The organism is Archangium violaceum (genome assembly GCF_016887565.1).
GTDB classification, from domain to species: Bacteria; Myxococcota; Myxococcia; order Myxococcales; family Myxococcaceae; genus Archangium; species Archangium violaceum_B.
In genome coordinates, this window is record NZ_CP069396.1 from 7,362,978 (window position 1) to 7,377,252 (window position 14,275).

Annotated in this window: 11 protein-coding genes and 1 riboswitch; of the genes, 2 read left to right on the forward strand and 9 right to left on the reverse strand. The window is 69.8% G+C overall.

Going from position 1 to position 14,275, the window contains the following annotated elements:
• Positions 1-34: 34 nt before the first annotated feature.
• Positions 35-1,387: a hypothetical protein gene (locus JRI60_RS29205; protein WP_239469780.1), complete on the forward strand. Its 1,353-nt coding sequence runs from the start codon at positions 35-37 to the stop codon at positions 1,385-1,387.
• A 15-nt stretch (positions 1,388-1,402) separates the two neighbouring features.
• On the opposite strand, the gene sugE is transcribed toward JRI60_RS29205, so the two are convergent.
• From sugE to JRI60_RS29250, 9 genes are all read right to left on the reverse strand, one after another.
• A complete protein-coding gene (gene sugE / locus JRI60_RS29210) occupies positions 1,403-1,729 on the reverse strand; it encodes a quaternary ammonium compound efflux SMR transporter SugE (RefSeq protein WP_204219164.1) in 327 nt (108 codons plus the stop codon).
• 17 nt (positions 1,730-1,746) lie between these two features.
• Positions 1,747-1,807: riboswitch (guanidine-III (ykkC-III) riboswitch) on the reverse strand.
• 140 nt (positions 1,808-1,947) lie between these two features.
• Positions 1,948-2,922, reverse strand: a complete 975-nt coding sequence (locus JRI60_RS29215; RefSeq protein WP_204219165.1) for an RluA family pseudouridine synthase — start codon at positions 2,920-2,922, stop codon at positions 1,948-1,950.
• Positions 2,916-3,179: a hypothetical protein gene (locus tag JRI60_RS29220; protein ID WP_203405347.1), complete on the reverse strand. Its 264-nt coding sequence runs from the start codon at positions 3,177-3,179 to the stop codon at positions 2,916-2,918. The genes JRI60_RS29215 and JRI60_RS29220 overlap by 7 nt, the downstream gene beginning before the upstream one ends.
• A gap of 79 nt (positions 3,180-3,258) precedes the next feature.
• Positions 3,259-4,428, reverse strand: coding sequence for a helix-turn-helix domain-containing protein (locus JRI60_RS29225; protein ID WP_204219166.1), 1,170 nt, complete (start codon positions 4,426-4,428; stop codon positions 3,259-3,261).
• 8 nt (positions 4,429-4,436) lie between these two features.
• Positions 4,437-5,330, reverse strand: a complete 894-nt coding sequence (locus JRI60_RS29230; RefSeq protein WP_430384413.1) for a P-loop NTPase — start codon at positions 5,328-5,330, stop codon at positions 4,437-4,439.
• A gap of 182 nt (positions 5,331-5,512) precedes the next feature.
• A complete protein-coding gene (locus tag JRI60_RS29235) occupies positions 5,513-7,273 on the reverse strand; it encodes a hypothetical protein (protein WP_204219167.1) in 1,761 nt (586 codons plus the stop codon).
• Between the two features lie 166 nt (positions 7,274-7,439).
• Positions 7,440-8,039, reverse strand: a complete 600-nt coding sequence (locus tag JRI60_RS29240) for an HNH endonuclease (RefSeq protein ID WP_204219168.1) — start codon at positions 8,037-8,039, stop codon at positions 7,440-7,442.
• Positions 8,033-9,430 (reverse strand): L-seryl-tRNA(Sec) selenium transferase, encoded by a 1,398-nt coding sequence (selA, locus tag JRI60_RS29245; protein ID WP_204219169.1) that lies wholly within the window; start codon positions 9,428-9,430, stop codon positions 8,033-8,035. The genes JRI60_RS29240 and selA overlap by 7 nt, the downstream gene beginning before the upstream one ends.
• Positions 9,431-9,499: 69 nt before the next feature.
• Entirely contained in the window at positions 9,500-11,890 is a 2,391-nt protein-coding gene (locus JRI60_RS29250) for a transglycosylase SLT domain-containing protein (protein ID WP_204219170.1), read from the reverse strand.
• A 102-nt stretch (positions 11,891-11,992) separates the two neighbouring features.
• On the opposite strand from JRI60_RS29250, the gene JRI60_RS29255 reads away from it, so the two are divergent.
• Positions 11,993-14,239, forward strand: coding sequence for a sensor histidine kinase (locus tag JRI60_RS29255; RefSeq protein ID WP_204219171.1), 2,247 nt, complete (start codon positions 11,993-11,995; stop codon positions 14,237-14,239).
• Positions 14,240-14,275 lie beyond the last annotated feature (36 nt).

Below are 14,275 nucleotides of genomic sequence, written 5' to 3' on the forward strand. Positions count from 1 at the left end.
GACTGCATCGCGGTCGTGGTCGATCTTTGTCTTGATGTCCGTCATCGCGGGCTGTCAGCGCGACAAAGAGGTCCCCACCCTCCCCGAGAAGGTGGTGGGTCACTGCGTCTACAAGAACAAGTTCAGCCAGATGGAGGAGTGCCGCGACTACGTCGGGGAATGGAGCGAGAAGGAGGCGACGGAGGACTGCAAGGACCAGGGTTCGACGGCCATGCTGGGCTCGGGATGTGACACGGAGCAGCGGCTGGGCTTCTGTTTCCTGGGCGGCGAGGACGACAAGTGGACGCGCATCACCTTCCCCGGCGTGAACGCGGAGAAGTGTGGCTCCATGCAGCGCGGGTGTGAGCTCTTCGGAGGTGGCGTGTTCGAGCCATCCGCCATCTGCGGCGGAAAGGTGGAGGACTCCGGCGGCGGCACGGGCCTGCCGACGTTCCGCCAGCCGGTGCTCACGTGTATGGAGCCCAAGCCCGGAGAGCCGCCGGGAATGTCGGCCGGTGGGAAGGTCTGCACGTGGGAGATGATCTCCGGCGCCACCGAGCCCGGCCGCAGCTTCCAGGACTACGCGAGCTGCGACCGCGTGCGCACGCAGCGCCCGTACTATCCGGCGTCTCCCGCGGAGAACGCGACGCGAGACGATCCCCGCATGAAGGATCCGGCATACGTCTCGGAGGTCAACTGGGTGAGGTCGCAGATCGAATCGACGGCCTGCGTCTGCTGCCACTCGACGCGTGCACCCCAGGGCCCGTCGAACTGGTACGTCGAGTCCCCCGGCAACTTCATCAACTCGTTCCACCCGAGGGGCCTGGCCATGGGCGCCGGGTGGATCAACACCATCGGCTTCGGCGCGTACCGGCCCGAGCACAACAACGGCTTCTCGCGGGCCTCGCCCGAGCGCCCGAATGACTCCGTCTTCGTCACGACGGATGCGGCGCGCATCGCCCGCTTCTTCGAGGCCGAGCTCGCCCACCGTGGCTACAAGCGCGAGGACTTCGCCGGCCAGGTGTACGGCGCGGGACCGCTGGATGATCAGCGGCTGTACCGTCCCACCGCCTGCGAGAATGGCGAGGGCGTCGGCGCCGATGGAACCCTCACCTGGAGGGGCGGCAAGGCCCGCTACGTGTACGTGCTCGAGGCGGACGCCACGTCGCCGACGGTGCCGCCGAACCTGGATCTGCCCGAGGGCACGCTCTGGCGCATCGACGTGCCCGAGGACGGCACCCCCATCGCGAGCGGCGCGGTGCGCTACGGCGCCGTGCCCACGGGCATGTCGCAGCGCTTCCCGGCCTCCGGTCAGCCCGCGGCGCTGACGAGCGGCAGGACGTATTACCTGTACGTGCTCGCGGACATCATCGTCCCGCTCACCCGCTGCGTCTTCACCGCGCCGTGACGTACCGCGAGCCCGTCAGTGGCCCCCGCCCGAAGTGAGCTTCAGGCCGATGATGGACGTCAGCAGCAGCGCGAGGAAGAAGAAGCGCGCCGGGGTGACGGGCTCGTGGAACAGGAAGATGCCCAGCACGGCCGCGCCCAGGGCGCCAATGCCCACCCACACGGCGTAGGCCGTGCCGATGGGCAGGCTCCGGGCCGCGAGCGACAGCAGCCCCATGCTGGCGATGATCGCGATGCCGGTCAGGATGCTGGGCACGAGGCGGGTGAAGCCCTCGGTGTACTTGAGCCCGATGGCCCAGCAGACCTCCAACAACCCGGCGATGACGAGTATGACCCATGCCATGACGCACACTCCCTACGTGAGCGTCGTCTTGTCTTGACCGGGTACGGCGCACCTCGTCCGGGCACGACGGAGCTCCCCACGAGCCCGTCGGACGAGGGAGGGCATAACCCCGCCCCTCGTGCCTGTCCAGGAGTCGTGTTGCGCATGCTCCCTCTCCCTCTGGGAGAGGGCGGGGGGTGAGGGTCTTTCCACGGTGGGCAACCCGGGGGCGTATACCCTCACCCTGGCCCTCTCCCAGAGGGAGAGGGGACATCGCGCAGTATCTTCAGTGCGGCGGTGAAGTCCGGAGGCAGCGGGGCCTCCACGTGCAGCACCTTCCCCGTACGCGGGTGCGGGAAGGCCAGCTTCCACGCGTGCAGCGCCTGCCGGCCCAGCACCTCCTGCGCCTCCACCGCCCTGCCCTTCGCCTTGCGGCCCGCCCCGTACAGCGTGTCACACAGCAGCGGATGGCCCGCCTCGGACAGGTGCGCGCGGATCTGATGCGTGCGGCCCGTCTGCAGGTCCACCTCCACCAGCGCGGCGCCCTCGAACGACTCGAGCACGCGATAGACCGTGATGGCGGGCTTGCCCTCCTTCACCTTGCCGGTGAAGCGCTGGCGGTTCACCGGGTGGCGACCGTAGAGCGTCTCGATGCGCGCCTCGGCCGCCTTGGGCACCCCGTGCACCAGCGCCAGGTACGTCTTCTCCACCTCGCGCGTCTTGAAGGCCTTCTGCAGCGCCACCAGGGCCTTCTCGTGCTTGGCCACCACCAGACAGCCCGTGGTGTCCTTGTCCAGCCGGTGCACGATGCCCGGGCGCAGCTCGCCGCCCACTCCGGCCAGGTCCTTCACCCGGTGCAGCAGCGCGTTGACCAGCGTCCCCGAGGCGTGACCCGCCCCCGGGTGCACCACCATCCCCGCGGCCTTGTCCACCACGACGAGCTCCCGATCCTCGTGGAGCACCGTGATGGGCAGCTCCTCGGCCACCGGAACGGCCGGCACCGGAGCGGGAACCTGGAGGGAGAGCAGCTCGCCACCTTTCAGGCGCAGGGAGGCTTTCGCGGACTTGCCGTCGACCTGGGCGTGACCGGCCTCGATGAGGCCCTGGATGCGCGAGCGCGTGAGATCCGGAAAGGCGCGCGAGAGGAACTGATCCAGCCGCTCACCCCTGGCCTCGGGCGGGGCTCGGTGCTCTCGCGCGTCGGGGGCTACCAAATCTTCGACTTCACGTGCGCCTTGGAGCGCAGGACGATGTCGTTGATGGCCCGCTCGAAGAAATTCATCCTCTGGAAGATCTCGGGGCTCACGCGGCTCTTGTAGAGCTCACGGCCCTCGTCGAGCTCCTCCTTGAGGACCTCGAAGAGGTTGTCCTGCTCGATGCCCTTGATGATCTTCTGCTCGTTGTAGAGCGAGATATCCGAGGCGATCGCGCGGGCCAGCCGCATGGCCTTGATCTTTTCTTCTTCAGTCATCCTGGACCTTTCTAAGCAGCACCCCCCAGGGTGTCAACTTCGCTGATGGGTGAAGAACACCCGGGGGAGGCCCGGTCGCTCAGCGGCGGCTTTTCTCACCGGATGCGACGAGCGTCATGTAACTCCTCGACACCCGGAGCGGGTCCAGGCCCAGCTCGCGAGCGATGCTCATCAACATGCCGCGCAGATAGACGGAGGCAGGAAGGCTGTCGTAGCGGTCCGCCTCGATGCTCTCCACGTGCCGGGCCGAGATGCGGGTCCGGTCCGCGAGCATCTGCAGGGAGATGTTGAGGCCCTCGCGCACGCGGCGCAGCAGCTCCCCGTTGAACTCGGCATCCGAGGGGATGTCGACCACCGTCTTGAGCCGGGTCCGCGAGTCGCGCGACGGGGGAGGCTCGGGGGCGGGCCGCTGGACACCCGGCGGCTCCGCGCGCGAGGCGATGGGAGGCCTGAGGGCACCGCGCGGCGGCAACGGAGGCGGCACCACCGCGCCGGGACGTGCCGGCCGGGAATGGATGGCCGGCCGGGAGCCCGGGGCCGGTGTGGTGGCCGGACCCTGCGCGGCGCCAACGCCCGGCCTGCCGGCCGCGGGCTGCACCGGGACGAGCGCCAGGGGCTCGGACGGAGCCTCCGGCTTCGTGGTGGCCACTTCGTTCGCGGGCGCCGGAGCCTGCTGGGCCTTCTCGACGACGGGAGGGGTGACGTCGCTCGGAGGGGCCGCGAGAACCTCGGGCGCGGGCTGCTCCACGGCAGGCCCCTTCCCGGTGGCGGGATTCTCCTCGGCCAGCACCTCCACCTCGATGACCGGCTCCTCTTCCACCGGCTCGGCCGCGGCCCCGGAGAACCCGGAGGGCTTGATGCCCGGCGGCTCCACCGGGGCGGCCGCCGCGGCTGGTGGCTCCCCTTCACCGTCCGAGGGCTTCTCCGAGGGCTTCTGCTCGTCGGGGGCCCCGGCCGCGCGCTTGAGCGACTCCGCGCGCAGGCGCTCCAGCTCCTCGACGGACCGCGTCACGCCGATCTTCCGGTCGTACTCCAGGCGGCGCTCCAGCTCGGAGAGGACCTCCAGGGCCTGGCCCAGGCGCTGGCGCAGCGACTCCAGCTGATCCGGATCCACCAGGGAGTACACCGCGATGGAGTCGGGCGAGTACGTCTCCATCGCCCGCGCGTACGCGTCGAGGATCTGATCCTCCGAGGCGGTGACGGGCACCTCCAGGAGCTCGTAGTAGGACTGCTGCTCGAAGTGCTTCATGGCGGATATCACCCTGTCACCCCGTCGAGCGCCAGCAGGCGGTTGGCGATGCTCTGGATACCCATGGCGGCAGGAGACTCGGGCTTGTCGAGGACGATGGGCCGGCGCCTGCGCACCGCGCGCCAGGCCTCGTCGTCGTAGCGGATGGCCCCCAGGTCATCCATCTCCAGGCCGAAGAACTTCTTCCAGGCGGACACCACCGCGGCGCCCACGTTCAGGTCGCCATCGGTACGGGCCTGGTTGAGCACCAGCTTCACGCGGAAGGCGGCCAGCTCCTTCTCGAGCCTGTCGGCCAGCGTGGGGCTGTGCTGGCGCACGTGCTGGATGATCTGGAAGGGCGTGCGCGCGGCGCCCTCGCGGGTGGACAGGGCCTTCTCCACCAGACGCTCGATGCCGTACTCCGACTCCACCTGCTGCAACCGCCGGTAGAAGGCGGCCTTGACGAAGCGGTAGGCGTTCTCCACCGAGGTGGGCTCGGGCAGCAGCACCAGCACGCCGTGGTCGGCGATGATGAAGAAGTCGAGCGTGTTGAAGCTGGAGCCCGCGCCCAGGTCGATGATGAGGTAGTCCACCGTCTGGGTCTGCAGGCCGCGCAGCAGGCGCTGCTTCTGGGCGTACTTGATGTTGGCCGCGTCCAGCACGTCCAGCGCGCCGGCGATCAGCGACAGGTTGGGCACTCCCGTGGGGACGATGACGTCCTCCAGCCGCGCCTTGGGGCGCAGCATGAAGTCCGACAACGTGGCCGTGGGCTGACCGACACCCAGACAGGTGTGCAGGTTGGCGCCACCCAGGTCCGCGTCCACCAGCAGGACGCGCTGACCCCGAGAGGCCAGCGCGACGCCGAGGTTGGCGGAGACGAGTGACTTGCCGATGCCGCCCTTCCCGCCTCCCACCGCGATGATGCGGTGGGGACGGGTCCGAGCGCCGAGCCCCGGGGAATCGGGCTCCGGGCGCGCGGCCCCACCCGCGGGTTGGGCGGGCGAGGACGAACGAGCGGGTTGCGACGCGGAGGAGGGACTGAGGGAACTCAAGGCACCCGTATCAAAACCCGTCCCGCGCCCCGCGTCGACTCCCTGGCCGTCCGTTATTGGATGACCACCCGGCAGGTGCAGGCCGAGGTCCCATCACACGCGCCGCCAAAACCGTTGCGGCACGAGAGGCCCGAGCAGCACAAGGCGCTCGGCGAGCACGCCTGGCCGCTCGACGAGCAGGTCGCTCCAGGCTGGCAGGAGCCCACGGTGCTCCCCAGGGGGACGTCGCAGCGCAGGCCCGAGCAGCAGTCCGCGGTGGTGGTACACAGACCGTTCTGAGGCTGACACACGGCGGGTGCGGAGCAGAGCCCACCGGAGCAGATGCCCGAGCAGCACTGGGTGCCACCCGAGCACGTCGCCCCATTGGCCGAGCAGGTGCCTCCAGAGCCGCCATCCGGGGTACCGCCCGTTCCCCCGTCCGTCGTGCCGCCATCCGAACCAGGGGGCGGCTGGGTGGGCGGCACCTGGCAGGCCCGGGTCAGCTCGGAGGTGCGCAGGCACTGGGTCCCCGGGCAGCAGGTGGTGCCCCCATCCGAGTCGCAGCGCGTGCCCACCGGAGAGCACGTCCCCCCCGCTCCACCGTCCGCACCCCCGCCCGTGGAGGGCGCCTGGCACTTCAGATTGCCGGTCGAATCCGGCAGACACAGCGAGCCGGAGCAGCACTGATCGCTGAACTGGCAGCTGTTGCCCGGATTGATGCAGCAGGCGGGGTTCTGGCTGTCATAGCCGTCGGGGCACACGCTCGCGCCACCGAAGCAGCGCGGCACGCCGGACGAGTCCACCTTGCACACGTCCGTCTTGCCGTCGCAGCAGTTCTGCGGAGCGCTGATCTTGATGACACCGCCGTCTGGCAGCTTGCCCGTTCCGCAGATGTTGCCCGTGGGCTGGCAGGCGTTGCCGTTGTCGCAGCGGCCCTCGTTGCAGGTGACGTTGGAGATCGTCCCGCTGCCGCAGCAGATGGCGTTACCGGTGCAGAAGTTGCCCGTCAGCTTGCAGCCGCCCACCGGCTGGCACACCGTGGTGCCGTAACCGAGATCCACGCAGGTGCGCGAGCAGCAGTTGCTGCCGCTGCCGCACGGATTGCCATCCTGGAGGCACCCGCCACCGCCACCGCCGCTGATGGTCTCGCAGCGGCCGACCCCCCCGGGCTGCGCGGTGCAGGAGTTGCCGCAGCACTCGGCGTCCTGGGTACAGATGTCACCGTTGGCCTTGCAGACCCACGAGCGGGAGCAGACACCGTTCTGGCAGTTCTGCGAGCAGCACTGGTCCTCGGTGGCCTCCGTGCAGGACTGGCCGAGCACCTTGCACGTGTCGGACGTATCCGCCAGCGGAGCGCACTTGCCGCCCGTGCACGTCTTCGAGCAGCACTGCTCGGCCGTGGAACACGCGCCGCCCTCGTCGAGGCACAGGGTGGAGGAACACTTGCCGTTGAGGCACGAGTTGCTGCAGCACTGCCCGCCCGTGGCGCACACCTCTCCGGCGCTGCGGCACAGGTTGTTGGCCTCGGGACACCGGCCGTCCTCGCCACACACCCCCGTACAGCACGCCGCGCCCTGGTTGCGATCGCACACCGCCCCGGCGGACACACAGTAGGAGCCCGAACCGCCGTCCAGCTCCACCCCGCTGGTGCCACCATCCGGCAGGTTTCCGGACACGCCACCGTCCGGCTCGGGCGGGAGGACGACTCCTGAATCCTCGGGGACGGTTCCGGCGTCATCGCCGGGATTCGTCTGCGTCCCACCACAATCACAGCCCACGATGCTGATGGTCACTGCCAGGGCGCCCAGCAGCAACCAACGGTTTCCTCGTATCACGAGTGACTCCCTCTGGTGACGGCCGGCCCCGGCCCCCCTGGGTACGAGGGGTCCGGCCACGTCGAACACACGCCGTGGCTCACGCCACGTGTGGAGGGAGACCCGTGGCGGGAGTCGATGGCCACGGGCTACAGGCTGTCTGGAAAACTACAGACGGAAGGAGCCGTCAGTCGTCGAGCAGCTCCACGTTCCAGTACGAGGCATCAGCCAGGTTCAGGAACGGCAGCCACTCGCGGTAGGTGACGCGGCGGGAGGCACCTCGGAAGAGGGGCGTCCAGCGCGGCCGCATGGGCACCTTGAGGAGCTTCATGTGCGCCTGCTCCGGCGTGCGGCCGCCCTTCTTCAAGTTGCAAGGCACGCACGAGCACACCACGTTCTCCCAGCTCGTCTTGCCCCCCTGGGAGCGAGGCACCACGTGATCCAGGTTCAGCTCCGAGCGCGGCAGCGTCCGGGCGCAGTACTGGCAGGTGTCATGGTCGCGCGCGTAGATGTTGAGGCGGGAGAAGCGGACCCGGCCGCGCGGCAGGTACTCGTAGGCGGAGAGCACCACCACGCGGGGCACGCGGATGCGCCGGTCGATGGTGTTGATGCTGTCGTGCGGGGCGCTGGCGCTCAGCTCGGCCCAGTCCTTGAATTCATAGAGGCGATACTGCGTGTCGATGGCCTTCGCGACGCCCAGATAGAGCAGCGAGAGGGCCCGCTTCACCGAGGTGACGTGGACCGGTTGGTAGTTCCGGTTCAGGACGAGAACGGCGCTGTTCAACATGGCTGCCTTCCCTGTGAGGCCGCTCCAACGGCTTCAGCGACCGGCCCGAGGTCCTCCTCCGCCAGGCACCGGACGTCGAGGACCACCTCTCCGTCCGAAATCCGCCCAATCACCGGAACGTCCGCCTCCCGGAGGTATTCCAGGAAGGCCGCCGGCCCCCCAACGGTGAGGATGCACGCGAAGGAAGGCAACCGGGCCAGGGGCATCGCTCCCCCGCCTACCTGCCCCGACGTCGGAGCCACGCGAGCCTTGACCCCCTTCACCGCCAGGAGCGCGAGCAGCCGCTCGGCGCGGGCACGCAGGGACTCCGGGGGCTGGGTGAGCAACCGGTACGTGGGCACCGCCTCCGGCCGCCCATCCCGGTACAGCTCCAGCGTGGCCTCCAAGGCCGCCACCGTCATCTTGTCGATGCGCAGGGCCCGGGTGAGCGGATGCTTCTTCACGCGGGCGAGCAACGCGGCGCGGCCCACGATGATGCCGGCCTGCGGCCCCCCCAGGAGCTTGTCGCCGGAGAAGGCCACCACGTCCGCCCCGGCGGCCACGGTGGCCGGCACGGTGGGCTCGTCGGTGAGGCCCTCGCCCGTGAGTGGTACCAGCGCTCCCGAGCCGAGATCCACGAACACGGGCACCCCGCGCGCGCGGCCCAGCGCCGCCAGCTCCTTCGTCTCCACCTCCTCGGTGAAGCCCACCAGCGCGAAGTTGGAGCGGTGCACCTTCATCAACACGCCGGTGTCCGGCGTGAGGGCCGACTCGTAGTCCGAGCGCCGGGTGCGGTTGGTGGTGCCCACCTCCACGAGGCGCGCCCCGGACTGCTTCATCACGTCCGGCACCCGGAAGCCGCCGCCGATCTCCACCAGCTCCCCGCGCGAGACGATGGCCTCGCGACCCGCGGCCAGCGTGGCCAGCACCAGCAGCGCCGCGCCCGCGCAGTTGTTCACCACGAGGGCATCCTCGGCGCCCGTCAGCCCGGTGAGCAGCTCGATGACGGGAGCGTAGCGGCTGCCACGCTCGCCCTCGTCCAGGTCGTACTCGAGGTTGGAGTAGCCGCGCGACACCTCGGCCACACGGGCCACGGCCTCGGGGGCCAGGGGCGCGCGGCCGAGGTTGGTGTGCAGCACCACCCCGGTGGCGTTGAGCACGGGCCGCAGGTTGGGCGTGGCCAGGACGCGCAACGCGTCCTCCACGTCCGAGTCCTGGAAGGGACGGGCCTCACCGCGCAACAGCCGCTCGCGGACCCGCTCCACGGCCAGCCGCAGCGCCGCCACGGCCCGGGCACGCGGAATGCCCGACAACCGCTCCTCCAGGGAGGGGCGGTGCAAGAGCTGCTCGATGGAGGGGAGCGCGCGCAGCAGCGCGTTCTTCCCCCCGTCGTTGGTCGAGGGTGCACCCACGACCGGAAGTGTAAGGGACCGGGGGCGCTCGCGCCAGCCAACCCGCCTGCCCTTCACCTCGAGTTCACATCACCTGCTGGCCTGCACGGCGGGCGCCTTGGCGGGCCGGCCGTAGAGCAGCTGGTAGGTGTTGTAGGAGCGCAACACCCGCTTGATGTAGCCGCGCGTCTCGGCGATGGGCACCTCTTCCACCCACGCGTCCAGCGGCATCCCCGGGCGGTCCGCGCGCCACCGGTCGATGGCCAGCGGGCCGGCGTTGTAGCCGCCCACCGCGAACGGGGTGTGCCCGGAGAAGCGCTTCACCAGCGAGCCCAGGTAGTGCGCGCCCAGCTTGATGTTGACGTCCGGCTCCAGCAGTGACTGGTTCGTCACCTTCTTGAGCTTGAGCTGACGCGCCACCGCCTGCGCCGTGGAGGGCATGAGCTGGGTGAGGCCCAGCGCACCCGCCCACGAGAGCGCCTTCGGATCCAACGCGCTCTCCTCGCGCATCAGCGCCTGGAGCAGATCCGGCTCCACGCCGGCCGCGGAGGTGTGCTTCTCGATGAGCTCGCGGAAGGCGTTGGGGTAGGCCACCTCCCACACCGGCCGGGTCTCCGGGGTGATGCGGCCGCTCAGGTCCCGGCGCAGCGCCACGCGGGCCACCGCATGCGCGGCGCGCTCGTCGCCGGCTCGCGCCAGCATGAGGACCAGCAACCGGACGTTCTCCGGCGGCAGGTTGGAACGGTTGACGGCGAGCAGCTCCGAGGACACGGCCTCGGGGAAGCCCAGGCGCATCAGCTCCACGGCGGCGGTGAAGTGCGGATCCTTCTCCATCGCCCCCGCGTGCATCGGCCAGGGATCGCGGCGCTCCTGCCTGGTGAAGTCGAGCTGCGGCTCCACGCGCTTCAACCGCGCCGGCTCCAGCGAGCCCAGCATCGCGCGCGCCATCAGCCCGTAGTAGGTGGCCGGGTGCTCCACCGCGAGCTGCTCGAAGAGATCCGCGGCGCCCTTGGCATCACCCCGGTCCTGCAGGGTGCGCGCCCGCCAGTACCGCGCGCGCTCGAAGTCGTACGTCTCGTCCGCGTCGGCGAAGCGCTTCTCGATCTCCACGAGGCTGGAGAGCCCGCCGTCCTTGGCCTTCAGCGTGCGGGAGATCCAGAAGTCCTTGAAGAGCGCCTCGCCGAGGAAGTCCCCCTGGGGGTAGAGCTTCGCCAGCTCCTGGAGCCGCTGCGCGGCCAGCTCCAGTCGGCCCGTCTTCACGTAGAGGTCCGCGGCGTAGAAGAGCGCGTCGTCGGCGAAGGAGTGCTCCGGGAACTCCCGGGCCAGCCGCTCGTAGGTGTCCGTGCCCCTCACCTGGTCCACGATGGAGCGCGAGGAGCCGAGCACGTACAGGGCGCGCGGCAGTAGATCGCGCTCCTTGCACTGGTCCACCACCGGGGTGAGGGCGGCGATGGCGCGGGTGTGCTGGCGCTCCTTGCGCTGGCCCTTGCCGTAGGCGAAGTGGGCCCGGCAGGCGAGCGCGTCCGGCAGCTTGAGCTTGGGCAGCAGGGGCTCGAGCACGTCGAGACCCTGGCGGTTGCGGTTGAGCTCGATGAGCTGCTCGCCGCGCACCACCTTCATCTCCAGGGGCGCCTGCTGCCCCTTCAGGCGAGCCTCGGCCTGCTTCGCCAGGGGCGTGAGCGGGTGCCAGGCCCACAGGCGCCAGAGGAACTCGCGCTCGCGGGTCTTGTCCTTCTTCTCCGCGGCGATGTCGGCGCTGGCCAGGAGGGCCTCGGCGCCGACGTTGCGTCCCCACGAGGGAGAGGTGCGGCTGGCCAGGGGCGCGAGGGCGGCGAGCGCGGCCTCGGTATCCTTGGCCTTGCGCAGGACGCGGCCGAGCGCCAGGCGGGCATCGGCGTACAGCCGGGAGCTGTCGGGCACCTGGGCGAGCAGCACGGCCGCGTCGCTGAAGCGTCCGAGCGACTCCAGGGCCACGCCGGCATGGGTGAGGCAGCGGTCGCGCAGCGCGGGGTAGTCCTCGGCGAGGGCGGTCATCTCCTCGGCGGCGCGCTTGTCGTCCCCGGCACGCACGGCGCTCAGGGCGCGCAGGTAGCGCACCGGGAGCGAGTTGCCCTCCTTCTCGAGCAGCTCGCGCGCGCGGGTGTAGAAGCCCTTGTCGAAGGCCTCCTTGGCCTCCTTGCGCTTGCCCTCGGCGAAGTACGGGGACAGGTCATCCAGCCCGTAGGAGCGGCCCTTGAAGACGCGGGGCTGCACGGGGGCGGGCGGGGGCGGGTCCGGGAACGCGGGGTTGAGCACCTCCACGTACCCGGGGGGCACCAGGACCTTCTCCGAGTCCGGGGGCGGAGAGAGCTGGGCCTCGGACGGAGCATTCTGCGTCTGGGCCTGGGGAGCCGCGGAGGGCTCCTCGGTGGGGGGCGCCTGGGTGAAGGCCAGCGAGGTGGCGGCGGCGGCGGCGGCGAGCAGGGGGACGAAGGCTTTCATACGGGAAGGGCCCTCAGGTGATGGGCCTGGGCAGCCCCGGAGACAACTGGAAGCAGGGAAAAAATTTCCGCGGGCGAACGAAGGTTAGACTGGCCACTACTCATGGACATCCGGACACAGAGCGCGCTTCTCGCATCCATCATCGGGCTGGCGCTCGGCGTTTCCATGTTGTTGAGGGCGGGACGTCCACGAGTGCTCACGCTCTACTCCGTCTTCGCGCTGACGGTGGGCGGGTACTACCTGTCCAGCTTCTTCCACAGCCTGTTCGCGCGTGCTGAGTACCCGTGGGTGTCGAGGGTGGCCGTGGGCGCCACCATTCTACTGGCTTCTCTGGTTCCTGGCGCGGCAGTGGCCTTCTTCCTCGAATTCTTGGGAGTGAGCAAGGGCACGCATCTGCTCGGCAGGCGGCTCGCCTTCCTCTCCGCCGTCTTCGGTCTGGCGGTTGCGGTGTCGCCTCTCGCACAGAAGGGCTGGGTGCGGGTGGTCATGGGCGCCTGGGTGCTCGGGGCCCTGCTGGCCTCGGTTTCGTTGCTGCTCCGACGAGTCAGCACCACCGAGTCGCGCATCGAGAAGCTGCGGCTGACGTACCTGGCCATCGGGGCCGGGGCGGCCATCCTGTTCTCCGCGTTGGACCTGCTGGGGCGCTTCGGCCTGCCCTTCCCCGCCCTGGGGCCGGTCTTCACCACGCTCTACCTGTTCTTCCTGGCCCAGACGCTGCTGCGGCTGCGGCTGATGGACCTGCACGAGCTGCTGGGGAAGATCGCCTCGCAGACGGTGCTGGCCACCATCCTGGCCGCGGTCTTCACCGTGCTGACGGTGTGGGTGGACGAGAACAACACCTCGCTCTTCCTGTTCAACACGGTGGTGGCGGCGTTCGTGGTGCTCATCCTCCTGGAGCCGCTGCGGGTGAAGGTGGAGGAGCAGGTGGTGGCCATCTTCTTCCGCGAGCGCTTCGAGCTGCTGCGGGTGCTGGGCAACGCGCGGACGAGGATGGCGGGCGTCATCGAGATCTCCGAGCTGGCGCGCATGGTGCTGGACGCGCTGCACGAGTCGGGGCGCATCACCCACGCGTCGCTGTACCTGCTGGCGGAGGATCGGCCGGGGTACCGGCTGCTGGACGCCCGGGGCCCGGCGCCGGTGAGTTTCCTGGACACGGGCGCGGCGCGCGGCGTGCTGTTCGCGGTGGCCTCGGGACAGAAGGCGGTGCTGCTGGAGAACCTGGAGCGGCGCATCGTGGTGCTGCGGCAGCAGGCGGTGGAGGGCAAGCGCTTCCGGGACGAGCTCAAGCGGCTCAACGACACGCGCGCGGCGCTCCTGCAGATGAAGGCCGGCATCACCGTGCCGCTGCTGGGCAATGACCGCGTCATCGGCTTCCTCAACCTGTGGGACGAGCGCGTGCCGGAGGCCTACGCCTCGGACGAGATCGCCCTGATCCTCGAGGTGGCCGAGCGGTTGGCGACGGCGCTGGAGAGCTCGAAGCTGTACGAGAAGATCCGCGAGCGCGACCGCCTGGCGGCCCTGGGCGAGATGGCGGCGGGCCTGGCGCACGAAATCCGCAACCCGCTGGGCGCCATCAAGGGCGCGGCGCAGTGTCTGGATCCGAAGCGCCTGCCGGGCGAGGAAGGCGAGTTCCTGGAGGTCATCGTCGAGGAGGTGAACCGCCTGAACGGAGTGGTGTCGGCGTTCCTCGACTACGCGCGGCCCTTGAAGCAGACCTTCGGGCCCACGGACCTGAACGAGGTGGTGACGCGGACGGTGCGCCTCATCCAGAACGAGATGCCCCAGGGCATCGAGTTGAAGGTGGAGCAGGAGGAGTCGCTGCCCCGGGTGGAGGCGGACGCGGAGCAGTTGAAGCAGGTGCTGATCAACCTGGTGCAGAACGCGATGCAGGCGATGGCCGACACCGGGGGCGCCATCACGGTGAAGACGATGAGGCCGGAGCGCTTCAACGACTTCCGGCCCTCGGGGGACTCGTTCGTGGAGGTGCACGTGTCGGACACCGGTCCGGGCATCCCCCAGGACGAGCACCAGCACATCTTCGTGCCCTTCTACACGACGAAACAGAAGGGAACGGGGCTGGGGCTGGCGATCTGCCAGCGCATCGTGAAGAACCACGGCGGGACGCTGGTGGTGCAGAGCAAGCCGGACGAGGGCGCGACGTTCATCATCCGCCTGCCCGCGCCCCCGGCCGAGCCCGTCCAACTTCCGGAGCCGGTCATCGTGGACGGAACGCCCTTCCCCACCACGAAGCCCGCCGAGGCCCAGCCCTCGGAAGGCGCCACGGCGGAAGGGGTACCGCCGAAGCCCGAGCGCAAACCGAAGCGCGAGAAAAAGCGCCGCGCGAGCTGAGAGCGCTATCTGGCTCGAACCTTCAAAAATGAAAAA

What these genes read in the sequence shown, in the direction of transcription:
- JRI60_RS29205 (WP_239469780.1), top strand. Translation starts at nt 35, where the DNA reads ATGTCCGTCATCGCGGGCTGTCAGCGCGACAAAGAGGTCCCCACCCTC.
- sugE (WP_204219164.1), bottom strand. Translation starts at nt 1,729, where the DNA reads ATGGCATGGGTCATACTCGTCATCGCCGGGTTGTTGGAGGTCTGCTGG.
- JRI60_RS29220 (WP_203405347.1), bottom strand. Translation starts at nt 3,179, where the DNA reads ATGACTGAAGAAGAAAAGATCAAGGCCATGCGGCTGGCCCGCGCGATC.
- JRI60_RS29225 (WP_204219166.1), bottom strand. Translation starts at nt 4,428, where the DNA reads ATGAAGCACTTCGAGCAGCAGTCCTACTACGAGCTCCTGGAGGTGCCC.
- JRI60_RS29240 (WP_204219168.1), bottom strand. Translation starts at nt 8,039, where the DNA reads ATGTTGAACAGCGCCGTTCTCGTCCTGAACCGGAACTACCAACCGGTC.
- JRI60_RS29250 (WP_204219170.1), bottom strand. Translation starts at nt 11,890, where the DNA reads ATGAAAGCCTTCGTCCCCCTGCTCGCCGCCGCCGCCGCCGCCACCTCG.
- JRI60_RS29255 (WP_204219171.1), top strand. Translation starts at nt 11,993, where the DNA reads ATGGACATCCGGACACAGAGCGCGCTTCTCGCATCCATCATCGGGCTG.